General features: G+C 74.2%; 14 protein-coding genes and 1 pseudogene. 12 read left to right on the top strand and 3 right to left on the bottom strand.

The annotated features are described in order from the left end of the window. Positions 1 to 58 precede the first annotated feature (58 nt). From P2424_RS02745 to P2424_RS02725, 5 genes and pseudogenes are all read left to right on the top strand, one after another. Positions 59 to 314: pseudogene (locus P2424_RS02745) on the top strand (acyl-CoA synthetase); the annotation flags it as partial. A gap of 164 nt (positions 315 to 478) precedes the next feature. Further along, complete coding sequence (locus tag P2424_RS02740; RefSeq protein ID WP_276474204.1) at positions 479 to 1,933, top strand: amino acid permease; 1,455 nt, start codon at positions 479 to 481, stop codon at positions 1,931 to 1,933. 18 nt (positions 1,934 to 1,951) lie between these two features. Beyond that, positions 1,952 to 2,656: an alpha/beta hydrolase gene (locus P2424_RS02735; protein ID WP_276474203.1), complete on the top strand. Its 705-nt coding sequence runs from the start codon at positions 1,952 to 1,954 to the stop codon at positions 2,654 to 2,656. Positions 2,657 to 2,917: 261 nt separating this feature from the next. Then, positions 2,918 to 3,136: a DUF397 domain-containing protein gene (locus P2424_RS02730; RefSeq protein ID WP_276474202.1), complete on the top strand. Its 219-nt coding sequence runs from the start codon at positions 2,918 to 2,920 to the stop codon at positions 3,134 to 3,136. 419 nt (positions 3,137 to 3,555) lie between these two features. After that, positions 3,556 to 4,053, top strand: coding sequence for a hypothetical protein (locus P2424_RS02725; protein ID WP_276474201.1), 498 nt, complete (start codon positions 3,556 to 3,558; stop codon positions 4,051 to 4,053). A gap of 79 nt (positions 4,054 to 4,132) precedes the next feature. Here the strand turns inward: P2424_RS02725 and P2424_RS02720 are convergent, their stop codons facing one another. Together P2424_RS02720 and P2424_RS02715 are read right to left on the bottom strand one after the other, a co-directional pair. Then, on the bottom strand, positions 4,133 to 6,169 hold the full coding sequence (locus P2424_RS02720) for an N-acetylmuramoyl-L-alanine amidase (protein ID WP_276474200.1): 2,037 nt from the start codon (positions 6,167 to 6,169) through the stop codon (positions 4,133 to 4,135). 263 nt (positions 6,170 to 6,432) lie between these two features. After that, a complete protein-coding gene (locus P2424_RS02715; RefSeq protein WP_276474199.1) occupies positions 6,433 to 7,635 on the bottom strand; it encodes an aminoglycoside phosphotransferase family protein in 1,203 nt (400 codons plus the stop codon). Positions 7,636 to 7,882: 247 nt separating this feature from the next. On the opposite strand from P2424_RS02715, the gene P2424_RS02710 reads away from it, so the two are divergent. Then, complete coding sequence (locus P2424_RS02710) at positions 7,883 to 9,439, top strand: hypothetical protein (protein WP_276474198.1); 1,557 nt, start codon at positions 7,883 to 7,885, stop codon at positions 9,437 to 9,439. A gap of 158 nt (positions 9,440 to 9,597) precedes the next feature. On the opposite strand, the gene P2424_RS02705 is transcribed toward P2424_RS02710, so the two are convergent. Beyond that, a complete protein-coding gene (locus P2424_RS02705; protein WP_276474197.1) occupies positions 9,598 to 11,145 on the bottom strand; it encodes a SpoIIE family protein phosphatase in 1,548 nt (515 codons plus the stop codon). A gap of 323 nt (positions 11,146 to 11,468) precedes the next feature. Between P2424_RS02705 and P2424_RS02700 the strand changes: the two genes are divergently transcribed. The 6 genes from P2424_RS02700 (at position 11,469) to P2424_RS02675 (ending at position 25,068) form a co-directional block, all read left to right on the top strand. Beyond that, a complete protein-coding gene (locus P2424_RS02700) occupies positions 11,469 to 12,947 on the top strand; it encodes a HEAT repeat domain-containing protein (protein ID WP_276478797.1) in 1,479 nt (492 codons plus the stop codon). A gap of 92 nt (positions 12,948 to 13,039) precedes the next feature. Beyond that, positions 13,040 to 16,636, top strand: a complete 3,597-nt coding sequence (locus tag P2424_RS02695) for a hydantoinase B/oxoprolinase family protein (RefSeq protein ID WP_276474196.1) — start codon at positions 13,040 to 13,042, stop codon at positions 16,634 to 16,636. A gap of 100 nt (positions 16,637 to 16,736) precedes the next feature. Continuing rightward, positions 16,737 to 17,435: a GntR family transcriptional regulator gene (locus tag P2424_RS02690; protein WP_276474195.1), complete on the top strand. Its 699-nt coding sequence runs from the start codon at positions 16,737 to 16,739 to the stop codon at positions 17,433 to 17,435. A 137-nt stretch (positions 17,436 to 17,572) separates the two neighbouring features. Further along, the gene (locus tag P2424_RS02685) at positions 17,573 to 19,111 is read left to right on the top strand and encodes a hypothetical protein (RefSeq protein WP_276474194.1); all 1,539 of its coding nucleotides are present in this window, start codon (positions 17,573 to 17,575) and stop codon (positions 19,109 to 19,111) included. Between the two features lie 51 nt (positions 19,112 to 19,162). Continuing rightward, entirely contained in the window at positions 19,163 to 20,044 is an 882-nt protein-coding gene (locus tag P2424_RS02680; protein WP_276474193.1) for a hypothetical protein, read from the top strand. Positions 20,045 to 20,106: 62 nt separating this feature from the next. Continuing rightward, positions 20,107 to 25,068 (top strand): hypothetical protein, encoded by a 4,962-nt coding sequence (locus P2424_RS02675; protein ID WP_276474192.1) that lies wholly within the window; start codon positions 20,107 to 20,109, stop codon positions 25,066 to 25,068. Positions 25,069 to 25,331 lie beyond the last annotated feature (263 nt).

Genomic DNA, 25,331 nt, shown 5'->3' with positions numbered 1-25,331 from the left:
GGCGTCGAAGGGGCCGCGTACGGGTGCCGGTGACCGGGCGGCGCCCGCGGCCGGACCTGACGCCACCGCCTTCGGCGTGCCGTACGAGGTCCGGGGCGAGCAGGTCAAGGCCGTTCTGCGAGGCCGCACCGGGTCACCGGCCCGGCCCGGAGACGGCCGCCGCGATCCTGGCGCACTGCGCCGGGCGGCTCGCGGGCTACAAGTGCCCCGCGGCGGTGGACTTCATCGAGGAGCTGCCCCGCGACCCCAACGGCAAGCACTTCACGCGCAGGCTGCGGGAGCCGTACCGGGCGGACCGGACGCGACGGCCGTGACCGGCGGCTGCCGCGCAGGGCCAGACGGGTACGTCTGGGAGCGGTGGCCTCCGCGGACCTCGTGGCCGCTTTTCCCCCCTTCCCGGCACGGCCATGATGCTGACGGGGCGTCGTGGGCAGCGTCCGCGGGGCCGCCGTCACACGCATCGATGTCAGGAGGACCCATGGCCGGGCTCTGGAGCGGCGAAGGCGTACTGCGCCGTAAACCGATCGAGCACATCGAACAGACCGAGGGCGGAGCCGGACAGCAGCTCTCCCGCACCCTCGGCCTGCGGCACCTGACCGCGATCGGAGTCGGCGGCATCATCGGGGCCGGCGTCTTCAGCCTCGCCGGAACGGTCGCCAACGGCAAGGCGGGTCCCGCCGTACTGATCTCGTTCCTGGTGGCCGGGCTGGCCAGCGCCTGCGCGGCCCTCTCCTACGCCGAGTTCGCCGGGCTCATCCCGAAGGCGGGCTCCGCCTACACCTACGGCTACGCGGTGCTGGGCGAACTCGGCGGCTGGTTCATCGGCTGGGACCTGCTGCTGGAGTACACGGCCATCGTCGCGGTGGTGGCGATCGGCATCTCCGGGTACTTCTCCTTCCTGCTCGGCGAGACGGGCCTCGACCTGCCGGCGTGGATGCTGGGGGCGCCCGGCACCGGTGCCGGGCACCGCGTCGATCTGTTCGCAGCGGTGCTCTGTCTGCTGATCGCCTATCTGCTCACCCGGGGCATCAAGAACGCGGCCCGCTTCGAACTGATCGTCGTGGGCCTCAAGGTCGCGGTGGTGCTGCTGGTGATCGTCGTCGGCGTCTTCCACGTGAAGACCGGCAACTGGCACCCCTTCTTCCCCTATGGTGTCTCGGGTGCCTTCACCGGTGCGGCGACGGTCTTCTTCGCCGTCTTCGGCTACGACGCGATGAGCACGGCGGCCGAGGAGTCGGTCGACGCTCAGAAACACATGCCCAAGGCGATCATCTACTCGCTGGCCATCTCCATGGTGCTGTACGTGGCCGTCAGCCTGGTGTTGACCGGTATGCAGAACTACCGTGACATCGACCCCGACAGCGGCTTCTCCACCGCGTTCAAGTCCGTGGGGCTGAGCGGCATCGCCGACGTCATCGCCGTCGGCGCCATCATCGGCATCCTGACCGTCATGTTCACCTTCATGCTCGGCGTCACCCGGGTGTGGTTCTCCATGAGCCGGGACGGGCTGCTGCCCAAGTGGTTCGCCAAGACCGACGCCGTCCACCACGTGCCGGTCCGCGTCACCTGGATCGTGGGCGTCGTCTCCGCCGTCATCGCGGGCCTGCTGCCGATCCAGGAGGCCGCCGAACTGACCAACATCGGCATCCTGCTGGCCTTCGTCGTGGTCTGCGTCGCGGTCATCGTCCTGCGCTACCGGCGCCCGGACCTGCCGCGCACCTTCCGGGTCCCGGGCATGCCCGTCACACCGGCGCTCGGCGTCATCTTCTCGATCTGGCTGACCACCTATCTCGACTGGCAGACCTGGGTGCGCTTCCTGGTGTGGTTCGTCATCGGCCTGATCGTCTACTTCGGCTACTCCTACCGGAAGTCCGAGTTGGCCGCACGGCCCGGCGACACCCGGCGCGGCCCCTTCGACAAGCGGGACGAGTGACGGAGTACGGTCCCCCGTATGAGCGACAACGGAACGCGGACGGTGCACACCGACGGAGTCCGGCTCGGCTATCGGTCCTGGGGCAGCGGCAAGGGTGTCCCCGTCGTGCTGCTGCACTGCCTCGGTGAGGACGGTGAGGACTGGCGCGGCCCGCTCGTCCCGGGGCTGGCCGGCGAGCATCCGGTCCACGCGCTCGACCTGCGCGGCCACGGAGAGAGCGACCGGCCCGGCAGCTACGCGATGGACGACTTCGTCGGCGACCTGCGCGGGTTCCTGGATGTGCTGGGCATCGACAGGGTGATTCTCGTCGGACACTCCTTCGGCTCTGTGGTCGCCTACCTGTTCGCGCAGGAACACCCCGCCCGCGTGGACCGCCTCGTCCTGGAGGAGACCACCGCCATGCGGCCGGTCCGGCCGCCGCGGGAGGTGCCCGAACCACCGGAGGAGCCCGCGCTCTTCGACTGGGACGTCGTGGTCCAGTGGACGCGGCAGCGCAACGATCCCGACCCGCGGTGGTGGGACCGGCTCCCGGCCGTCACGGCCCCCACCCTGCTGGTGGGCGGCGGCAACGGCAGCCATCTCCCGCAGCAGGACCTGCACCTGATGGCAGACCGGATGCCCGACGCACGCGTCGTGACCATCGACGGCGCGGGTCATCTCGTCCACGAGACCCGCCCCATGGAGTTCACCAGGGCGGTGCTGGACTTCCTCGCCGAATCCTGAGCTGCCCGAAGCGCCCGCCTCCGGGCAGCCGGTGCGGCTCAGCCGTTCCGGGGCGCGCGGGTGCGTGCGCCTCCGCAGGAGCCACCGGGCCAGACCGCCCTCTTCGCGGGCAGGGCGCCGTCTCGCCGCGCCGGGTCCGCCGCCGCCCCGGCGCGGGAGGAGTCGCCCGCCCTCCGATTTCCCGCTGCCGCGCCCTGTCCCGGCGACCGCGCCGCTGGTTAGGGTGACGCCGGCGGTACGACGACCGGGAGGAGCACCAGCGTGGCCGACAGCACCATCAGGCAGCCCGAACTCGACCTCAGCCGGGCGCAGTGGCAGTCGAGCAGCCGGGGCACCGGCGATGTCGAGATCGCCTTCGTCGAGGGGTTCGTGGCGATGCGGCACGGCCGCCAGCCCGACAAGCCCGCGCTCATCTTCGACCCGGGGGAGTGGCGCGCCTTCGTCCGCGGGGCGCGCGAGGGCGAGTTCGACCTGACGTGAGGCCCCGGCCGCGGGACCGCTGCCCGCGCCGCCGCACAGGGCAGCGGGCGCTGCCCGGATGCGCGCAGCGGGCGGAGCGCCCGGGCCGACGATCGGCGGGGGTGCGGCTCCCCGGTCCCCCTCCGCCCGCGCCCGGACCGCTGCACCGCGCCGGACCGGATGTCCGGCCGCCGCTGCGGCAGGGCACCGCGGAGCGCGAGCGCACAGGGGCACACGGTGAGCACCTGACCCTCGTCCACCACCTGCACCCTGCCCGCCCCGCCCGCCTTGCCCGTCTCCGGCACCGGGAAGTGCCTGCCGACCTGCTGCCCGCCCGCGCAGCGCCTCGTGCGGACGCCCCGCCGCCGGGAATGCCCTCACCATGCGGGTGGCGGGGCACTGACCGAGGGCGACCGTCGAGGGACACGTATTATTGCGGCATGTCGTTCCTCCGCCGCCGCAGCGCCGCCGTGCCCGCGGGCCCGGACTTCGATGTCCTGGCCATGGACCCGTCCGACTGGCCGGGGAATCTCGGCGCGGGACTGCTGCCCGCCCCGGACGGCACCTGCCAGGGCGTCTTCCTGCGGTACGACCTGTTCGGCGGCCGCGGCCCGGCGATGATCATCGGGAATCTCCCGGAGGGCTCCCCGGCGCGTGAGGTCGCCGACAACGAGGCACCCTTCGAGGTGGTGCAGCTTCTGGCCGCGCTGGAGAACGACGAGCACATCGAGGTCGTCAGCACCGAGGACGACCCGGTCATGCACGAGGACAACCTGCTGATCGTCCGCCGGGTCAAGCTCTCCGAAGACCGGATCTCCTGCGTCCAGTTCGACCGCAGCGACGGAGTGCTGGTCACCATCGCGAGCTGGGACCGTCCCGTCACCAACGACCTCTACGCGCTCCTCAAGCCGCTGCCCGCCGAGATGTTCCAGCAGTAGCCGTCCCGGGCGCCGGCCCGGCGGCCGACGGCACCGCCTCCGGGTCCGGAGACGGTGCCTGCCTTCCGGGGTGGTCCGCTCAGCGGACCACGCGTACGTCCGCCGCCTTCACGAACGCGACGCGGTGGCCGAGCTGGATCTGGTAGTACCGCTGCTTGCCCCGGACCACCTGGAAGTTCTCCGCGTCCGGGTCATAGGTGACGGCGTACAGATACTCGCCCGCAGTCTTCAGCCCCGCGACGTAGCGCTGCCCCGCGGCGATCTTGTACGGCAGCGGTGAGAGGGCCTGCACCGGTACGTCCTGAGGGAAGGCGTCCGCCTCGGGGTAGGCCCGGCCGTACACCGGGATCTCCGTACGCCCTTCGCGGGGCGTGAGCACCGTGCCCCGGCCGGGTACGGCGGTGCGCCGGCCGGCGGGATCGTGGAACCACGCCTTCTGGCCGAGATACCAGACGGCCGTCCAGTCGCCCTTCCGGCCGGCGACCGCGTACTGCTGGCCTGTGGTGGCACGGGCGCCGGTGTCGTTGACCCCGGTGGTCGACGGTGAGCCGTCGGGCCGCAGCCCGACGTCCTCGACCAGCGGCGAGGACGTGTCCGGCGCCTGGTGCAGCCGGACCGCGGACGAACCGTGCTCGGGGCAGGGCTTGGCCGCGCCCTCGCAGCCGGTGTAGAGCGGCTTGTGCTCGTCGTAGTCGGGCCGGATCGTCACCACGCCCGACCGCGGGCCGGCCTTGGGCGTGAAGGGCTTGCCCATCAGCGTGAAGTAGTGCTGCCAGTCCCAGTAGGGACCGGGATCGGTGTGCATGCCGGGGACGCTGGAGGCGGTCGGACCGGGCACGTTGTCGTGGCCGAGGATGTGCTGGCGGTCCAGCGGGATGTCGTACCGCCTGGCGAGGTACTTCACCAGGCGCGCCGAACTGCGGTACATCGCCTCGGTGTACCAGGCGTCCGGGTCGGTCAGGAATCCCTCGTGCTCCAGGCCGACGGACTTGGAGTTCACGTACCAGTTGCCCGCGTGCCAGGCGGCGTCCTTGGCCCGCACATGCTGCGCCACGTGCCCGTCGGACGACCTGAGCGTGTAGTTCCACGAGACGTACTTCGGGTTGGTCACCAGGCCCAGTGTCGTTTCGTACGTCCCCTCGGTGTCGTGGACGACGATGTAGTCGATCTTCTGCGACCCGGGGCGCCGCGCCTTGTCGTGGTTGCCGTAGTCCTCGGTGCCGGAGTCGTCCGTCCACTTCTCGTACGCCGCCGGATACCACTCGCAGTCCACGCTCCGCGGGCACTCCACCCTGCCCCGGGGACGGCGTGCCCGGTCGGACGCCTGCGGGGAGCGCAGCTCGGGTGTGGCCCGGAGGGTGACGGCGGCGCCGGTGTCGGTGGTCCGGCTCTCACCCGTGCGCAGCACGTCGAACACGTCGTCGGCGAACGCCGTGGCGCTCGGCTCGCCACGCCCGCCGCCCGGATAGGCGGCCACGGCCTCGTACCAGTCCTCCGGATCGGCGCTCAGCGGGTGGCCGAGCCGTCGCTGCGCGTCCGCGAGAAGGGCGGCGCCGCCGCGCAGATTGGCTTCCGTGGAGGAGCGCAGCCGGGCCGCGTCGAGCCCGGTCAGCTCGGCGGCACGCGCCAGCGTCCGCAGCCGCGCCGGGAGCTTTCCCGTCGGCTGCGGACGAGCGGGCAGCGCGGTGGAGCGGAGCGGGCGGGCGCTGTCACCGCGGGCGTCCTCGCCGGAGGTGCGGCCCTGCGTGCGGGAGGAGGCCAGGGCCGTGCGCGCGTCGGTGAGATGCATCGGCCCGTACCCGCCGGAGACACTGGGTGCCCCCTGGTGCGCATTCCAGCGCGACTGCAGGTACGAGACGCCGAGCAGGACCTTCTCGGGCACGTGGTAGCGGTCCGCGGCAGCGGCGAACTGCTGCTGGAGCGTTCCGCCGTCGGGCTGGTCAGCCGTCGCCGGGCTGCCCGCCGTCAACAGCGGGACGACCAGCGCGGCCGCCGCCGCGGCGACGACCGCGGAGCGGGAGCCGCGGCGGCCGGTGCGTCTTTCGCCGCGGCGACCGCGTCCGGCACTGCTGTCGTCGGCGGGTGCGCTGTCTGGGTCACGGAAGGATCGTGGCAATGCCGCCTCCTCGGACTGTGCGCCGTGAGGTCACGGACGCGAGCAGTCCTCAGACGTACCCATTGGCCGACGATCCGTCAATCATTCCGCGCGGCTGTCAGTTCGACGCCACACCACCGAACCCGTCCTCGCCCGTCGTTCCGGGCCCGGCTGGGCGTCCGCGCCCGGGGTGTCACCGGTGCAGACCGGTGAAGCCCCGGGGCGCCCCCGCGTCCCGGCGCCGCTCCGGCCGGATGACCCGAACGGCCCCCTCGGCCGCCGGTTCAGCGGGTGCCGACCGCCGCGCGCACGGCCCGCCGCGCCGTGGCGCAGTCGTCGTGCAGCCTGCGCAGCAACAGCCGCTGTTCCTCGCCCGTCGGAATGCCGCCCGCCCGGACCGCCGCGGCAGCCTCCGCCGCGACCTGCGGCGAGGGAGCCCGCATGGTGCGCTGCACGGCCGCCTCGTAGGTGCGGATCTCCCGGGTGAGGATGAGCATCAGATTCACCAGGAAGGCGTCCCGTGCCGCCGGACCGGCTGCCTGGGCGAGCTGGCTGATCTGACGGCGCGCCAGCGGCGCGTCCCCCAGCGCCGCCCACAGGGAGGCCAGGTCGTAGCCGGGCAGATACCAGCCCGCGTGCTCCCAGTCGACCAGCGAGGGGCCGGCCGGGCCCAGCATGACGTTGGTCAGCAGGGCGTCCCCGTGGCAGAACTGCCAGGGCACCCCGCGTCGGCCGCCCGGACCGCGGTACTGCACCAGTCCGTGCAGCAGCTTCTGCAGATCGCCCAGATCGCGGTCGGTCAGCAGGCCCTGTTCGTGGAAGCGGGTCAGCCGCGCCGGGTAGTCGAGCGGGCGCTCGAACGCCGATGGTGGCGGCTCCCACTCGTTGAGCCGGCGGAAGCAGCCGATCACCGCCCGCAGATCCGCCCGGGGCGGGGCCTCGACCGGGTGTCGCTGAGCCGCCGCCACCCGCCCCGGAACCCGCTCGATCACCAGTGTGCAGGCGTCCGGGTCGGCGGCGATCAGCCGCGGAGTCCGTACCGGCGGACGGTGCCGTACGAAGGCACGGTAGGCCGCTATTTCGTGCCGGAAGCGCTCGGCCCAAGCGGAGGAGTGGTCCAGCAGGCACTTGGCGATGACGGTGTTCCGTCCGGCGGTGCCGGCCAACAGCACCGAGCGCCCGCGCCTGCGGAGCAGTTGGACAGGGGTGAACTCCGGGCAGATCCGGTGGATCGAGGAGATGGCGGCACGGAGCCGGGTGCCTTGCGGGCCGGACAAGTCCAGCCTCCCGCTGACGGGTGGGGACACGGTGCTGGGCGCGCGGAGATCCATGCGGGCGCCGGGGTGCGGGACGACCGGGCCCGGCGCCCGCGCGGGATCGCGTGCCGGATCGGGGGCCAGCACCGCCGGTCCCCTTCCGCGGGGCGGGGGCACCGGGGCCGCACGCGGCCGACGCTGCACGGACACGGGGGATGATGCTGAATACATGGGCGCGCGAGATCCCTTCGTGTGCCGACGGGGTTTCCGCGCCTCCCCGGCTGCCCGTCCGGACCTGAGCACCCTGGGGAATGCGGGCCGGGCGGATGACCGGGGTGGCGCGTTCCTACACGACACCCGGGCGCGGGTGGCACACCATCTGGCGGACCCTGGCGAACCCTGGCGAATGTTCTCGGGCCCGGCGTACTCGTGCGTACGGGAGCTACTGTCAACTCAGCCGAGAACCTGGGGGCTTGACGTGACAAAGGGACCCAATGCGCGCCTCGCGGACCTCTTCGCACTTGCCGGATGGTCGAAGGGCGAGCTCGCCCGGCTGGTCAACCGGCAGGCGGCAGCGATGGGGTACGCGCAGTTGGCGACGGACACCTCCCGGGTGCGGCGCTGGATCGACACCGGGGAGACTCCGCGTGATCCGGTGCCCAAGGTGCTGGCGTCCCTGTTCACCGAGCGACTCGGCCGTGTCGTGACCATCGAGGACCTCGGGTTCACCGGGCCGGGGCAGACAGCGCAGGCGGAGCCCGTCGACGGGCTGCCCCTGCCGTCCGGCCAGGTCGCCGCGGTCCTCACCGAATTCACGGGAATGGACCTCATGCTCAACCGACGCGGCATGGTGGGCGCGGGCGCCGCGCTCGCCGCAGGATCGGCACTCAGCAGTGCCATGCACAACTGGCTCGGCAGCGACCCGGTGACGTCCCGCGCACAGGGCACCGGAGGGGTGGCCCACGCGGCCCCCGCCGGCCACTCGACCCACGACCGCTACGAGGCCGCTCCGGTGGGGCGGCAGGAGGTCGAGGCGCTGGAGCACTCCGTGGAGGTCTTCCGCGCCTGGGACGCCGAACGCGGCGGCGGACTCCAGCGCAAGGCCGTGGTGGGCCAGCTCAACGAGGTGGGCGGGATGCTCTCCTACCACCACCCGCAGCAGCTGCAGCAACGGCTGTGGGGCGTCGCCGCCAACCTCGCGGTGCTCGCCGGCTGGATGTCGCACGACGTCGGCCTGGAGCCCACAGCCCAGAAGTACTTCGTCATCGCCGCGCACGCGGCGCGGGAGGGCGGCGACCGGCCGCGGGCCGGAGAAGCACTCTCCCGCGCCGCCCGCCAGATGGTGCACCTGGGTCGCCCCGACGATGCGCTCGACCTGGTGAAGCTGGCCCGTTCCGGAGCCGGCGACGAGGCCCTGCCCCGCACCCGCGCCATGTTCCGCACGATCGAGGCGTGGGCGCAGGCATCCATGGGCCGAGGGCGGGAGATGCGGCGCACCCTGGGGCAGGCCGAAGAGCTGTTCGCCTCGGACAGGGGCGACGTCGCACCGCCCGGCTGGATGCAGATGTTCGACGAGGCCGACCTGTACGGCATGGAGGCGCTGGCCTTCCGCACCCTCGCCGACCACGAACCCGCCGCCGCCAGGACCGCCGAACACCACGCCAAGCGGGCACTGGCGCTCCGCGAGGAGGGACGTCGGCGCTCCCAGATCTTCGACTACCTCTCGGTGGCCTCGGCCTGCTACATCTCCGACGACCCGGAACAGGCGGACCGCTACGCCCGCCTGGCCCTGCTGTCCATCAGTGAGAACTCCTCGCACCGCACCTGGGACCGGCTGCGCGAGATGTACCGGCTCACGGGGCAGTACGCCGGTCACAGCATGGTCGGGGAGCTGCGCGCGGAGATCGAGGAGGCGCTTCCCCGGGCGCCGAAGCCGTCGCGGACCGGCAGGAGCCTCAAGGACGCGGGGGAGCTGCGGCGGGCCCCCGGCGACATCCGCAGAGTACGCGGAGTGAAGGGGGCCGAGACGGTGTGAGAGGGAGGCCGGGCCGTCCTCGGTGGCAGCTCGCCGGCACCGGTCCGGAGCACCGGCACTCCGCGGTCACCGGCCGGGGGGTGCCGGACCCTCCGGGGGCCGGCCCTGCGGACCGCGGCGGTCGCTCCCGGGCGGCCGCCATCCCGGGGCCGCCGCCGTCAGGACGTCACACGGGCCACCAGCACGCACGCGTCGTCCTCGCGCTCCCGGTCGGCGAACGCTTCGGCGACGGCCCGGACGCACTCCTGTGCGGAGCCGGCCGCGGTGAACCGGTCGGCGAGGGCCAGGAGGCGGGCGCTGCCCGCGTGCAGAGCGGCCGACCGGGATCCGTGGCCGGGGCCGGAGGGCCGGAGCGTGTCGTCGGGCGCCAGCCCGTCGGTGTGCAGCACCAGCAGGTCGCCGGGCTGCAGCTGCACGGTGCGCTGTCCATAGGCGGCGCCCGAGGTGACGCCCAGCAGCACGCCCTCCGGGCGCGGCAGCACGCTGCCCGAGCCGCCGCGGAAGAGCAGCGGCGCCGGGTGGCCGGCCTGCGCCCAGGTGAGGGTGCGGGCGCGCGGTTCGTACCGGCAGCACAGGGCGCTGCCCAGGGACGGCTGGGCGGTCGAGTCCAGGAGCTGGTTCAGATGCCCTATCAGCGCCCCCGGCCCGACGTCGGCCAGCGCCATTCCGCGTACGGCGCCCAGCAGCATGGCCATGCCCGAGGTCGCGGTGACACCGTGCCCCGTCAGGTCACCCGCCGTCAGCAGCGTCGCACCGCCGGGCAGTTCCATCGCGTCGTACCAGTCGCCGCCGATCAGCGAGCTGGACGCGGAGGGCAGATAGTGCGCCGCCAGATCGAGTGCGCCGGTGGTCCGTTCGTCGCCCTGCGGGAACCGCAGCGAGCCGCGCCAGGGAGGGAGCACGGCCTCCTGGAGTTCGACGGCCAGCCGGTGCTCGGTCCGGGCGAGGTGCCGCTCGCGCTGGAGTGAGTCCCGGCTCTCCCGCACGGTGTGCTCGCTGCGGCGCAGTGCGCTGACGTCCCGCACCACCGCCCACATGGCGGCGGTGCTCCCGTCGCCGTCCAGCACCGGCTCGCCGACCATGTGGACCGTGCCCACCGAGCCGTCGGGCCGTACCAGCCGGAACTCCTGGTCGATGGCCCTGCCGTCCACCAGGCAGTCGGTGAATGCGGTGGCGAGCGCGGGCTGGTCCTCGGGGACCACCCAGGAGGGCAGTTCGTCCAGCGAGAGCGGGCCGTCCCGGTCGGTCCTGCCGAAGATCCCGTACAGCTCCGGTGACCAGGACACCTCGTCGGTCAGCAGGTTCCACTCGGCGCTGCCCACCCGGTCGCGCCGGGAGGGCGCGGGCTCTTCGGGGGGCCGGGACGCGGGGTAGGCGGTGCCCGGGATGTCCGCCACCTCCGCGGGCGGCTGGTCGGCGGTCGGCCACGCCCGGGGCATCTCGGGGGGCATGCCCTCCCGTAACTGGTCGAGCTGGCTGCCCAGGTCGTCGAGCTGGTGCACGGCCAGCTCGCACAGCGCGCGCCGCCACCGCGTGCGCGGATCGGCACCGGCGACCCCCGGGTCCGGCTCGCTCGCTTCGTCCGCGCCCCGGCGCACGGCGTCGAGGCGCCCCCGCAGGGTGCGTGCCTGGGTGATCAGAGCGTCCAGCGTGCCGCGGTCCGGAGGCCGCGGTGCCGAGCGGTCCGCATGGAGGTAGGAGGCCATGGAGAACTCCGATACGGGGGAGAGTCGATTACGACTGTGACACAGCCCACGACTCCCCGTAAGGGATTCGGCCACACTCGATGCGGTGGTGCTGCCGTCATATGTCCCGGTAGGCCGCCCGGGCCCGGGCGGGAGGCCCGGTCCGGGTGCCGCGGGCGGCCGGGCTCGGCGGAATGCGTCACTCCGGGTAAGCTCCGGCTGCCGGCCGGGTGTCCTCGCTCCGAAAGGTGAAACCCAGGAGTAGAACCGTGGTCACCGGCAAGAATGCCCGGCAACGGAAATCCCGTTGCCAGTCGAATACCCCGCACCGGATGCTGACTCTTATGTTCGTCGATTCCGTCGATTCAGACATAGCGCCCAGCGGTACGCTGCTCGGCCTCCTCCAGAGGGGCCGCGGCGACGGAACGCTGCACGCGCTCGCCGCGCCGCGCGCCGAGGCGCTCGCCGCGCTACGGCACTGCGTGCTGCACGACCCCAGGCGGGACTGGCAGGTCGAGCACCGCTCCCTGTACTACGCCCGTCTGCACAGCGAGCTGGACGCCGGGCTCGACGACATCGCCGCGCACCTCTTCGACCCCGCGGACCTGCTCTGCACCCCCGAAGAGGCCGAGAGCCGCACCGGGCTCGCCCTCTCCGTGCTCGGCCACCTCGCCTCCTACGCGGCGGCCCGGGGCGGCAGCCAGGACAACGCACCCCTGGAACTGCTGCGCCGCTATGCCACCACCGGCGCGAACTGGCAATGGGCGCTGGACGAGCTCGCCGTCCGCGACACCGACGCCGGCCTGCGCCCCCTGGGCCCTGCCGTGCTGGCCCGCTTCCCCCGCACTCCGGAGGGCGACGCCGAGCTCGCCGAAGCCGCGCGTGACGCCTTCGAACCCCGCCCATGGCGGCTGTGGGCGGAGGACCCCGCGCATCCCGAGCAGGCCGAGCGGCTGCGCCGGGCCCGGGAGTGCCGCTCCTTCGACCGCTGGCAGCGCCAGCTCCGCAGCCCCGGACCGCGGCCCGGCTGGAGCGTGCGGGAGATCCTCCACTGGGCACAGGACGGCCACGACCAGCACCCCCGCCAGCACCGCGAGGCCCCCGCCGCCCGCTGCCTGTCCGCCGTCGCCGGGCCCGAGGACCGCCCGCTGCTGCTGGCCGCGGCGCGCGGACCCCACGAGGCCGCGCGAGCCGCCGCCCTGCGGCACCTGACCGACCGCAACGACCCCGCGGTCCTCGATCTCGTCGAGGAAGCCGCCGCCGACCCGGCCGAGACCGTCGCCGACGCCGCCACCTCCGCCTTCGCCCGCATGCGGTCGCCGGCCGCGCTGGAGCGCGCCCGCCGGTGGGCCGCCGCTCCCGAGGGGGCGCTGCCGCCCGGGCTCGCGACTGTCGCCGCCGAGATGCTGGCCTGCCGGGGCGGTGAGCAGGATGCCGAGGCCGTCCTCGCAGCGCTGCGCCGCACCATCCGCCTGGAAGGACCCGACAGCCCGGCACTGTGGCCGCTGGTGGACGGCGCCGGGCGGCTGTCCATCGGCTGCGCGGCACCGGTGCTGCGGCACATCTACCGGGAGACCGCCTCCTCCCAGCTGCGCGGGCGCACCGCCCGCTCCCTCGCCGCCACCGACCCCTCCTTCCCCGCGGGGTTCGCCATCGAGTGCCTGTGGGACTGCGAGGAGTCCACCCGGGAGGTCGCCGCCGAGCACGCCGCCACCGGAGACGCACGAGTCGTGGAGCGGCTGCGCCGGCTGGCCGCCGATCCGGCCGAGGAGGCGGGAGTCCAGATCGCCGTGCGCGGCCGCCTCACCCCGCCCGCCGCCTGACTCTTCCGCCCTCCTTCGGCGCCGTACGGCGGGAGGGTGCGGCCGGGCTTCCCCGCCTTGCGGCGCTGCGCGCCACGGGCACCATGGGAGAGGTGGGTGGCCGCTGGGAGTTCTGGGTGGACAGGGGCGGAACGTTCACGGACGTGGTCGGCCGACGGCCCGACGGCACGCTCGTGAGCAGCAAGGTGCTCTCCCATGACCCGGTCCGGCCCGGCCGGGACGCCGCGGTCGCCGGGATCCGCGCGCTGCTGGAGGTGCCGCCGCACGAGCCCGTCCCGGCGGACCGGATCGACGTCGTCAAGATCGGCACCACGGTCGCCACCAACGCGCTGCTGGAACGTACGGGCGAGCCGACGGTTCTGGTCACCACCCAGGGCTTTCGGGACGCCCTCACCATCGCCTATCAGAACCGGCCCCGCCTCTTCGACCGCCGGATCGTGCTGCCCGAGGCGCTGCACGACCGCGTCGTGGAGATCCCGGAGCGGTTGGGCGCGGACGGCACAGTGGTGCTGCCGCTGGACCGTGAAGCAGCGGCCCGCGCCCTCCAGGAGGCACGGGAGGCGGGTTTCCGCAGCGCCGCCGTCGTCCTGCTGCACGCCTACCGGTATCCCGCGCACGAGCGTGAGATCGCCCGTCTCGCCCGTGCGGCGGGCTTTTCCCAGGTGAGCTGTTCGCACGAGGTCAGCCCGCTGATCAAACTGGTGCCGCGCGGCGACACGACCGTCGCCGACGCCTACCTCTCGCCCGTGCTGCGCCGCTACGTGGCGGATGTGGCGGACGAGTTGCAGGGTGTGCGGCTGATGTTCATGCAGTCGAACGGCGGACTGCGGGAGGCGCGGCACTTCCGGGGCAAGGACGCCGTGCTCTCGGGTCCGGCCGGCGGTGTGGTGGGCATGGCCCGCAGTTGTGCGGAGATCGGCCAGGGGCGGGTCATCGGCTTCGACATGGGCGGCACCTCCACCGATGTGTCGCACTACGCGGGCGCGCTGGAGCGGGTGTTCGGTACGCAGGTCGCCGGGGTGCGGATGCGGGCCCCGATGATGGACATCCACACAGTGGCGGCCGGTGGCGGCTCGGTGCTGCACTTCGACGGCGCCCGCTACCGCGTCGGCCCCGATTCGGCGGGTGCGGTCCCCGGCCCCGCCTGCTACCGCCGCGGCGGCCCGCTGACCGTCACCGATGCGCAGGTGATGCTGGGCCGCATCCAGCCCGCGTACTTCCCTGCCGTCCTCGGCCCGGACGGCGACCTTCCGCCGGATGTGGCGGAGGTCCGCGCGGGCTTCGGGCGGCTCGCCGCGCAGACCGGCGACGGCCGCACCCCCGAGCAGGTCGCGGCCGGATTCCTGGAGATCGCCGTCCTCAACATGGCCAACGCGGTCAAGAAGATCTCCGTCCAGCGCGGCCACGACGTCACCCGCTACGCGCTCGCCGGCTTCGGCGGCGCGGGCGGGCAGCACGCCTGCGCGGTCGCCGACGAACTGGGCATCGGCACCGTGGTGGTGCCCCCGATGGCCGGAGTGCTGTCCGCGTACGGGATCGGTGTGGCCGACGCCACCGTGCTGCGGGAGCAGTCCGTCGAGGAGGAGCTCGGCGAAGAGCGGCTCTCCCGGGTGCGCGACCTGTGCGCTCGCCTGGAGCGGCAGACGCGGGAGGAGCTGCGCGACGACGGCATCCCCGACGAGGCCATCAGCACCACCGCAAGGCTCCAGTTGCGGTACGCGGGAACGGACGCCGCGCTGACCGTCCCGCTGGGCGGCGCGGAGCGGATGGCCCGGGACTTCGCGGCCGAGCACCGGTCGCGCTACGGGTTCACCATGGACAAGCCGCTGGTGGTCGCCACCGCGGTGGCGGAGGCGACCGGCAGGGCTGGGCGGGTCGCGGCGCCCGCGCCCGTGTCCGGCTCCGCACGGAGTGCCGCGCGGCCGCACGACGTGGTGCGGATGTGCACGGACGGGCGATGGCAGGACACCCCGCTCCACCGGCGGGAGGAACTGCGTCCCGGGCAGCGGGTGGCCGGGCCGGCCGTCGTCGTGGAGCCCGACGCCACCACCGTGGTGGAACCGGGCTGGGCGGCCGCGGCCGACCCGCATGGGCATCTGGTGCTGACCCGGGTCCGGGCCAGGGCGGCGGGGCCGGCGGTGGGTACCGGGGTCGACCCGGTGCGGCTGGAGGTCTTCAACAACCTCTTCATGGCGATCGCCGAACAGATGGGCGCGCGCCTGGAGAAGACGGCGCATTCCGTCAACATCAAGGAGCGGCTCGACTTCTCGTGCGCGCTCTTCGACCCGGAGGGCAACCTCGTCGCCAACGCGCCGCACATTCCGGTGCACCTGGGCTCCATGGGTGACACCGTCAAGGAGGTGCTGCGGCGCACGGCCGGCGGGATGCGCCCGGGGGACGTCTACGCCGTCAACGACCCGTATCACGGGGGCACCCACCTGCCGGACATCACGGTGGTGACCCCCGTCTTCGACCAGGAAGGCGACCGGCTGCTGTTCCTGGTCGCCTCGCGGGGCCACCACGCCGAGATCGGGGGCCTGACACCCGGCTCGATGCCGGCCTTCAGCCGCACCGTCGAGGAGGAGGGCGTGCTGTTCGACACCTGGCTGCTGGTGCGCGGCGGGCGGTTGCGCACGGGGGAGACCCGCGCACTGCTCACCGGGGCCCGCCACCCCTCCCGGGACCCGGACGCCAACCTCGCCGATCTGCGCGCCCAGATCGCGGCGAACGAGAAGGGCATCGCGGAGCTGCGCGCGACGATCGAACAGTACGGCCTCGACGTGACACAGGCCTACATGCGGCATGTCCGCGACCATGCGGAGGAATCCGTGCGTCGGCTCGTCGCCGGACTGCCCGACGGCGCATGCGCGTACGAGACCGACAGCGGTGCCGTGATCCGGCTGGCCGTCACCGTGGACCGGGCCGGCCGCTCCGCACTGCTCGACTTCACCGGCACCTCGGCGCAGCGCGAGGACAACCTCAACGCGCCCAGCTCCGTGGTGCGGGCCGCGGTGCTCTACGTCCTGCGCACGCTGGTGGCCGAGGACATCCCGCTCAACAGCGGCTGCCTGGCCCCGCTGGAGGTGCGCCTCCCGGCCGGGTCGATGCTCGCGCCCGTCCGGCCCGCCGCCACCGTCGCGGGCAACGTGGAGACGTCGCAGGCCGTCACCGGCGCGCTCTACGCGGCGCTGGGCGTGCAGGCGGAGGGTTCGGGAACGATGAACAATCTCACCTTCGGGAACGCGCGCGTCCAGTACTACGAGACCGTCGCCAGCGGGGCGGGTGCGGGGGACGGTTTCGACGGCGCCGACGCGGTCCAGACCCACATGACCAACTCGCGGCTCACCGACCCCGAGGTGCTGGAGTCCTGCTGTCCGGTGCGGGTGGAGGACTTCCACATCCGCCGCGGCAGTGGAGGCGCCGGGCGCCGGCACGGAGGCGACGGCGTGGTGCGGCGGCTGCGCTTCCTGGAACCGGTCACCGTGGCACTGCTGACCAGCCACCGGCGGGTGCCGCCCTACGGGATGGCGGGGGGCTCGCCGGGCGCGCTCGGGGACAACGCGGTGGAGCGCGCCGACGGCACCCGCACCCCGCTGGCCGGGCGCGACGTGGCGGAAGTGGCGGCGGGCGACGTGCTGGTGCTGCGCACTCCCGGTGGCGGCGGCTACGGCACCCCGCCGCCGGGCTGACCCGCGGCGCCGGCCACCCGGAGGGCGAGCGGACGGGCGCACCGACCGGTCCGGGACCCCCGTGTTGTCCCCTTTCGGCCGGTGCGGTTCACTGCAACCCATGACCGACCACGTGCTGGAACAACTCCGCGGCGAACGAGCGTCGTTGGAGCGCACCAGCACCGCGGAGCGGGTCGCGGGCATCCTGCGCGCCCGGATCATCGAGGGCGGCTTCCTGCCCGGCATGCGGCTCGCGGAGGAGGAGATCGGCAGCGCGCTCGGAGTCTCGCGCAACACCCTGCGTGAGGCGTTCCGGCTGCTCACCCACGAGCGGCTGCTGGTGCACGAGCTCAACCGGGGCATGTTCGTGCGCAAGCTCACCGTCGAGGACCTGGAGGACCTCTACCGCGTGCGCCGCCTTCTGGAGTGCGCCGCGCTGCGCGAACCGGCCGGGCCGCCCTGCCCGGAGCAGGCCGTGGCGGCGATGGCGGCGGCGGTCGCGGCGGGGCGGGCCGCGGCGGCCGCGCACCGCTGGCGCGATCTGGGGACCGCCAACATGCGCTTCCACGAGGGACTCGTGCAGCTCGCCGGCAGCCCGCGGGCCGATGAGATGATGCGCGGGGTGCTGGCCGAACTGCGGCTGGTATTCCAGGTGATGGACGACCCCCGCCGCTTCCACGAGCCCTATCTGCCCCGCAACGAGCAGATCCTGCGTACCCTCCGGGACGGCGACGGACCGGGTGCGGAGCTGCTGCTCGCCGACTACCTCGACGACTCCCGCCGCCAGCTCGCTCAGGCGTACGCCCGCCGGCTCGGCTGACCCGGTGCACCGCTGCTGCCGCGCCGCACCGAGGTGGTCGTGCGGGCCGGGCTGCCGCGCGGTGTGCGGCAACCGCCCGGACCGTGACAACCGTGCCGTTTCGGATCCTGTCGGGGGGACCGCATAATGTGTGCGTCGTGACTGAGAGCGCCACCACGACGAGCATCCCGGTACGGACCGGTGCGGCCGCATCCTCCCCGGCTCCGGGCCCCGCGGCCGACGAGGGCCTGGCCCGCCGCCTGCGCGCGCTCGCCTGCACCGCGCCGCTGCACGACCTCGACACCCGCAAGGCCAACCTCGCGGGCGAGTACCGCGCCTATGAGATGGCCGAGCTGGCGCTGGCCGCCATCGACCTGGTCACGCTCCAGATGGACTTCGACACCGGCGCCGACCACGACCAGGTCGTCGCCAAGCTGCTGCCGCGGGTCGCGGCGCAGGCGCCCGAGCGCGCCACCGCCGAACACGAACGCGTGGCCCGCTGGGTGCTGGAGAACATGATCAACGTCGGCAGTGTGGACCGCGGTTTCCGCGCCGTCTACGGCACGTTCGGCCCCGACGGCAGCTACGTGCGCCGGGACTACGACTTCAAACTCGTCGAAGAAGTGCCCGGCCCCGGCGGCAGCGTGTACCTGCGCACCACCGACGAGGCCGTCAACGTCCTGGTCGGTGCGCTGGACACGGACGTCACCAGCGCCCAGATCGCCGCCGAGGTCAAGCTGGAGGTCCTCATCAGCCGCGGCCGCCTCGCCGACGCCCAGCTCGCCGCGGAACAGGCCCGCTACCGCACGGTCCAGTACGCGGAGACGCTGCGCCGCACCCTGGAGGCCACCCGGCGCGACGTACGGGCCGTCGACTGGCTGAGCGCCGTCCCCGACATGATCAACGAAGCCCTCGACCACGTCGCCGACCGCTACCGACACGAGAACGCCATCCTCACCAACATCCGCAAGGCCCGCGACGAGGCCGCCGCCGAACGGGGGCCGGACCACAAGCGCCGGGCCGCCGAACTGGTCGACATCGTCAAGGACTGCATCCGCCGCCACACCCAGCTGCAGTCCCGGCTGCTGGAGGCCGGACCGCTCTTCCGCGCCGAACAGGACCGGCAGTCCTTCGCGCCGCCCGCGGCCCGCGCCGGGCTCGACCTGCACGGCCAGCTCCTGGCGCCCGTGCTGCCGCTGGCGCTGTCGGATGCGTGCCGGGTGACCGACGCCTTCTTCGCCCGCGGCGCCGGGCTGCGCACGCCCGGCACCGTACGGCTGGGCGACCTCACCGACCTGCTGCTGACCCCGCCGGCGCCGCGCGAGCACCTCGGTGCCGAGATGCCCGAGCCCGACCTGGTCGCCACCCCCGACGACAGCCGCTTCAGCGAGGAGCAGTTCGCGGCGGCCACCGAGCTGCTGGAGCTGCCGCCGGACGCGCCCCGGCGGCTGTCCGGACTGCTGGCCGACGCCCGTCGACGCGATCCGGAGCTGCCGTATCTGATCGCCCTCCTCGCCATCCACGCCGCGAGCCCACCGGTGGGCACGGCCTACCGGCAGGGTGAACAGCGGCTGCTGTTCGCCGTCGACGACGGAGAGCAGCTCGAAGACCCCGAGTTCGGCGGAGCCGACCTGATCGTGGGCACGGCCCTGCTGGACGCGGCGGGCATGGCCGCGGACCGGACGGAGGCCGCGTGAGCCCGTTGCCCGCAGCCGTCCGGCCCGGCACCACTGTGAACTGGAGCGACCATGACTGACCCCGCGCCGGAGCCCGAGCACGCGGCGGGGCCCGCCGACACCGGCCCGGCGCCGCGGGTGACCCCCGCGGACGCCGCCGACGCGGCCCGCCTGGTCTCCTTCGGCCTGCAACCGAAGCTGGCGCCCGCCCGGGACGCCGAGTACACCGAACTCCTGCGCCGCTACCGTGACGAACCGCCCTTCGCACGGCTGGCCGACGCCGTCGCCACCGGACTGGGCCTGGTCGTGCTGGAGGTCTCCACCCGCGCCGGTATGGCGCTGGCCGCCGCCGAGGATTCCGCCTTCGCGGTCCGCATGGGCGACTACGCGCGCCGGGCCGGCGCCGACTCTGCGGACCGTTTCCTGCACGGCCTCGCCCATCTGGCCTGCGCCGCGATGGCCTTCCCGCGCCCGGAGGACCTGGCCGACGACGGGTACATCGGCCGGATCAGCGTCAACGGCGTGGACTCCTTCGTGCGGCAGGCATGCCGCAGGCTGGAGGAGCGTGCCGAGGCCGAGGGCGAGAACACCGACCCGGCGACCGACGCGCCCGGACTGGAGGCCGCCTGGCGGGTCTACGCCCGGCGCAGCGCGACCGGCGCCACCAAGGACGCGCGGCGCCTCGCCGGCTCCACCACCGGCATCATCGCCAAGGCCGTCGCCTTCCTCGCCGACTCCGGGTTCCTCCAGCGCACCGGGGACGACGCGGGCGGCACCTACCGCACCACCGCGCGCTACCAGTTGCAGGTCCGCGACATGGCGGGCAGCGCGGCCATGGCCGAATTGCTGGAACTGGGCGTCGTACCCGTCTCGGACGGCACGGCCAGCCTGCTGCCGCCCCGGGACGACGATCCGGAACTGGTTCCGGACGCCGGACTGCCCTTCCACTCCTGACCGACCCTGACCGACCGCCCCCTCCGGGCACCGCCCGCCACACCAACGAGAGCCCCGCCGCCATGTACGAGCTGTCCCGGATCCGCCTCTACTCGATCGGGCCCGCCGGTGCGCGCTACGCCGACACCGTGCTGGACCTGCGCGGGGTGGGAGAGCCGGTGCCCAGCCCCGCACCGAAGCAGGCGGACTTCTTCGAGGAGGAGCCGCAGGGCTCGCCGCGCCGTCCCGCTCCCGCCGGGGTGCTCTTCCTGGAGAACGGCGGCGGCAAGTCCGTCCTGCTCAAGCTGATCTTTTCGGTGATGCTGCCCGGCCACCGCAACACCCTGGGCGGCGCCAGCTCGGGCGTGCTGCGCAAGTTCCTGCTCGCGGACGACTGCGGGCACGTCGCGCTGGAGTGGCAGCACACCAGGACCGGCGAGACCATCGTCGTCGGCAAGGTCAGCGAGTGGCGCGGCCGCCAGGTCTCCGGCGACCCGCGCAAGTTCGCCGAGGCGTGGTACTCCTTCCGGCCGGGCCCCGGCCTGTCCCTGGACTCCCTCCCGGTCGCCGAGTCGGCGGCGCTGCGGCCGCGTGCCGAGGGCGCGTCCTCGGCACGCGGCAGGCGACGCACCATGAAGGGCTTCCGCGACGTCCTGGCCGAGACGGGCAAGGCGTACCCGAACCTGGACGTGGTCTGGGAGGAGATCCACGAACGCTGGAACGAGCACCTGACCACACTCGGCCTCGATCCCGAACTCTTCCGCTACCAGCGCGAGATGAACGCCGACGAGGGCGAGGCCGCGGGTCTGTTCGCCGTCAAGAACGACTCGGACTTCACCGACCTGCTGCTGCGCGCCGTCACCGACACCCGGGACACCGACGGACTCGCCGACCTCGTGCACGGCTTCGCGCACAAGCTCGGCCGCCGTGCCGAGCTGACGGCCGAACGCGACTTCACCGCCGGTTCCCTGGAGCATCTGCACCGCATCACCGAGGCCGCCGAGACCCGGGCCAGAGCCCGGGAGATCCACGCCGGGGCCGAGCGCCGCACCCGGCAGCTGGCCCGCCGCCTCGCGGCGCGCGGCTCCCGGGAGCGGGGCCGCGCCGCCGAACTGGCCGAGCAGCTCCAGCAGGCGCAGGAGTCGGTGACCGGCGTGGAGGACGCGCGCACCCGCGCCTCCCGCACCGCCGCCGAACTGGCCTACCGGCACGCCTCGCTGGCGCTGGCCGCAGCGGAGAAGTCGGCGGCGGCGCACAAGCGTGAACTGAGCGAGGCCCGCACCCTGCACTCCGCGTGGCAGGCGGCCGAAACCGTACTCGCGCACCGGACTGCCGCCGACCGTTCGGCCCGGGTGGCCGCCGCCATCCAGGAGGCCGAGCGGGACGCCGCACCCGCGCTGGAGGCCCGCGCCCGGGCCGCCGAAGCGCTGGTCGGCGCCCTCAACGCCGCGGCCCGGGACAGCGAGCGCATCGCCGGTGAGCAGGAGGAGCGCTCCGCCGCGCTGCAGCACGAGAGCGAGGCCGCGCACCAGGACGCCACCGCGGCGGCCACCGAGGGGGAGCGCGCCCGCAGCGAGACTGAACACCTGCGCCAGCGCCGCGCCGAGGTGGAAGCGGAGATGGAGCAGGCGGTCCGGGCCGGCTGGCTCGACGACAGCGACCCCGAGTCCGACCCGGCACGCGCCGCACTGGCGGCCGGCGACGCGGAGAAGAGCGCGGTCGCCGCGTTCGACTCGGCCCGGGAGGCGGCGGTCCGCAGCGGCGAGCGCGCCCGGGAGCTGGCCGAGGGGCACGCGGGCGCCGAACTCGCCGCCGCCCGGGCCGCGGACGCAGCGGAGGCCGCCGAGGGGGCGTACACCGCCGAGCGTGCCGCCGCCGAAACCCTCGGCGCCGAGGAGCGCCTGGCCGAACTCCTCGGACTGCCCGACCACCCGGCGGCCGCGGAGAACGCGGGGGCCGCCGGGCCTTCCCGCCCCTCCGTACCGGGCCAGCGGGACGCGGGCAGCGCCCGCGGCCCCCGGGCGTCCGCGGCGGACACCGCACCCGCGGCCGGCGCCGGCGCGGTACCGGGCCAGGGCGGCGCCCCGGAGGACGGAGCGGGACGCGGCGCGCGCCCCGCTCCCCGCGCGGTGCCCGACCGCGACACCCCCACCGGCCAGGTGCCGCTCTCGGCTGAGGAGCTGGACCGCAGCGCCGAGACGCTGCAAGAACTGCTGGACGAGGGCGTGGCCGCGGCCGAGCGGCAGCTGTTCGAGCTGCGGACAGCGGCCGCGGACGACTCCAGGATGCTCGGCGCGCTCGGCGACGGCGGCCTCCTGCCGCCCGGGCCCGATGTGACCGCCACCGTCGAGTACCTGGGCGAGCACGGCGTCCCCGCGCTGCCCGGCTGGCGCTACCTCGCCCAGGCCGTCGACCCGGCCGACCACGCCGCGGTGCTCGCGGCCCGGCCGGAACTGGTCGACGGTGTCATCATCACCGACCCGCAGAGCCACGCGCGCGCCCGCGAAGTGCTGGCCGGCGCGGTGCTGCTGCCCCGCTCGGCGGTGGCCGTCGGCACCTCCGCCGCGCTGCTGGCCCCCGCCCCCGCGCCGGACGGCGGCGGGGAGGGTTCCGCCGCCGCGCAGGTGTTCCTCGTACCGCCCAACCCGGCGATGCACGACGAGGACGCGGCCGACGGTGAACGTGGCCGGCTGCGGGAGCGCGCCGCCACCCGGGACGAGGAGATCCGCTGCCTCGCCGCGCGGCTCTCCGCCGACCGGGCGCTCGCCGCCCGGCTCGCCTCCTGGCGCGGGGGCTGCCCCGAAGGCCGCCTCCTCGAGCTCGCCGAGGCCGCGGCCCGGGCCCGCGAGGCCGCCGAGGCCGCCCGGCAGCACCTCGCCCAGGTCCGCGAGGACCGCGCGGAGGCCGACGAACAGGCCGCCGAGACCGCCCGGGTCCGCGACGAGCGTCAGGAGGCGGCCCAGCGCGCGCGCCGTGCCGCCGACGCGCTCGCGGGGCTCGCCTTCCGGCTGCGGGAGCGCGCCGGCCGGCAGGCGAGGCTGCGCGAGTTGACGGATGAGGTGGCCGCCGCGCGGGAGCGCGCCGAACAGTGCCTGGAACGGGCACGCGCGGCCGACGCGGACCGCCGCGAGGCGCAGCGTGCCGCGGACGACGCGCGCCGCACGGCGCGCACCCTGCGCGCCGAACGGGCCGAGATCGCCGGCGTTCCCGACGCTCCCGCGCAGCCGGATGCGGATGCGGAGGGCGGAACCCCGGCGGCCGAGCGCACGTCGTCCCTGCCGGACCTGCGTGCCGCCTACCGCTCCGCCTCCCAGCTCTACGAGAAGGTGGGTGTCGGTGCCGACCTGCGCGCCGAACAGGCCCGCTCGGAGGGTGACGAGTCCGCTGCCAAGGCCGCCTTGGACCGGCTCAGCAACAAGGTGCGCACCCGCGCGGCCCAGCTGCTCGAGGGCCCGGACGGCGCCGACGGTCCCTCCCGGCAGGCGGCGGCGGCCCGGGCCGAGGCGCTCGTCCAGCGGCTGGAGGCGCGCGGCTCCGACATCAGCGAGCAGCTCGGCAGGTTCCGCGGCGAGGCCGAGCGCCTCTCGCCCAGCGAAGGCGAGCGTCACACCGAACTGCCGGACACACTGGTGCCCTCCGACGCCGCGCAGGCCCAGACCCTGCTGCGGACCGCCAACGCCGAACTCGCAACCCGCGGCGACGAACTGGAAGCCGCCCGGGCCGCCCACACCGCGCTCCAGCGTGACCACTCCGCGGCGGAGGACGCCGCCGGCGGCTTCGACGAGACCGCGGCCGTCCTGCGCGACCTGCTGCGCGAGCCGACCGCCCCCGCCCCCGGCGGCGACGGCGAGGAGGCCTCCGAGCCGTACGCGGGCGGTCCGGCCGAGGCCCGGCAGGCGGCAGCCGAGGCCAGAAGGTCGCTGCGCGGCTGCGCCGCCGACCTCAGCACGGCCGAGCAGTCGGTGCGGGAGGCCTGCGAGATGCTGGTACGGCACGCCAACTCCAGCCGCTACGAGCAGGTCCGCACGCCGGCCCGGCAGCAGGTCCGCGAACTCCCGGCCGCCGCGCTGCCCGACCACGCGGCCGCGTGGGCGACGGCGTTCGCCCCTCGGCTGCGGGTCCTCACCGACGAGCTGGCCCAGTTGGAGCGCAACCGCGACAGCATCGTGGACCGGTTGCGTGGCCTGGCCGAATCGTCACTGACCACGCTGCGCTCGGCGCAGCGGCTCTCGCGGCTGCCGGAGGGGCTGGGGGAGTGGTCCGGCCAGGAGTTCCTGCGCATCCGCTTCGACGATCCCGATCAGGCCACCTTGACCGAACGGCTGGGCGAGGTCATCGACGAGGCCACCCGTGCGGCGGTCCGCAAGAACTCCGATCTGCGCCGGGACGGCATGACGCTGCTGCTGCGCGGAGTGCATGCGGCGCTCCAGCCGCGGGGTGTCGCGGTGGAGATCCTCAAGCCGGACGCCGTGCTGCGGGCCGAGCGCGTACCGGTCGGGCAGATGGGCGACGTCTTCTCCGGCGGACAACTGCTGACCGCCGCCATCGCCCTGTACTGCACGATGGCGGCGCTGCGCAGCAACGACCGGGGGCACGACAAGCACCGGCACGCGGGCACCCTCTTCCTGGACAACCCCATCGGACGGGCCAACGCCACCTATCTGCTGGAACTCCAGCGGGCGGTCGCCGACGCGCTGGGCGTCCAACTCCTGTACACCACCGGGCTGTTCGACACCACGGCGCTGGCGGAGTTCCCGCTGGTGATCCGGCTGCGCAACGACGCGGACCTGCGCGCCGGGCTGAAGTACATCAGCGTGGAGGAGCACATGCGCCCCGGGGTGCCCCGGCCGGAGGCCGACGAGGACGAGGCCGCGGTGCACGGGGAGATCACCGCGACACGGATGTTCCGCCGGCCCGGCCAGGATCCGTCCGACGGTCAGGACGAGCCGCCCGCACGGCCGCAGGAGCCGGACGCCCGGCCGGACGTTCCCGCGCCTCAGCAGCCGGGTGACGCGTCGGATGCGGCACACTCCCCGCACGGCTGACTCCGGGGGCGTCGCCCGCAGCGCCGGCGCCGCCCCGTCCCGCCCCGGCGCCCGCCGAGCGGTGGCGGTCGGCCAGCGCCCGCCGTCGGGCGGCGCTGCTGGGCTCGGAGAGCACCCCGTGCCGCTGCACCCACACCTGCCGGGTGATCCACACGTCGAGGACCGCCCACGTCGCCACGACGGTGCTGCCGATGGTCGACAGCACCATCGGGAACGCCAGCCAGACGGCGGCCAGCGAGCAGAAGAACGCGACCATGAGCTGC

The organism is Streptomyces sp. WMMB303, from assembly GCF_029351045.1.
Taxonomy (GTDB): domain Bacteria; phylum Actinomycetota; class Actinomycetes; order Streptomycetales; family Streptomycetaceae; genus Streptomyces.
This window is presented reverse-complemented; position numbering and strand designations above follow the sequence as displayed.

Excerpts from the sequence above, each read along its gene's own strand:
- P2424_RS02740 (WP_276474204.1), top strand. The coding sequence starts at position 479 with ATGGCCGGGCTCTGGAGCGGCGAAGGCGTACTGCGCCGTAAACCGATC.
- P2424_RS02735 (WP_276474203.1), top strand. The coding sequence starts at position 1,952 with ATGAGCGACAACGGAACGCGGACGGTGCACACCGACGGAGTCCGGCTC.
- P2424_RS02725 (WP_276474201.1), top strand. The coding sequence starts at position 3,556 with ATGTCGTTCCTCCGCCGCCGCAGCGCCGCCGTGCCCGCGGGCCCGGAC.
- P2424_RS02715 (WP_276474199.1), bottom strand. The coding sequence starts at position 7,635 with ATGTATTCAGCATCATCCCCCGTGTCCGTGCAGCGTCGGCCGCGTGCG.
- P2424_RS02705 (WP_276474197.1), bottom strand. The coding sequence starts at position 11,145 with ATGGCCTCCTACCTCCATGCGGACCGCTCGGCACCGCGGCCTCCGGAC.
- P2424_RS02700 (WP_276478797.1), top strand. The coding sequence starts at position 11,469 with ATGTTCGTCGATTCCGTCGATTCAGACATAGCGCCCAGCGGTACGCTG.
- P2424_RS02690 (WP_276474195.1), top strand. The coding sequence starts at position 16,737 with ATGACCGACCACGTGCTGGAACAACTCCGCGGCGAACGAGCGTCGTTG.
- P2424_RS02680 (WP_276474193.1), top strand. The coding sequence starts at position 19,163 with ATGACTGACCCCGCGCCGGAGCCCGAGCACGCGGCGGGGCCCGCCGAC.
- P2424_RS02675 (WP_276474192.1), top strand. The coding sequence starts at position 20,107 with ATGTACGAGCTGTCCCGGATCCGCCTCTACTCGATCGGGCCCGCCGGT.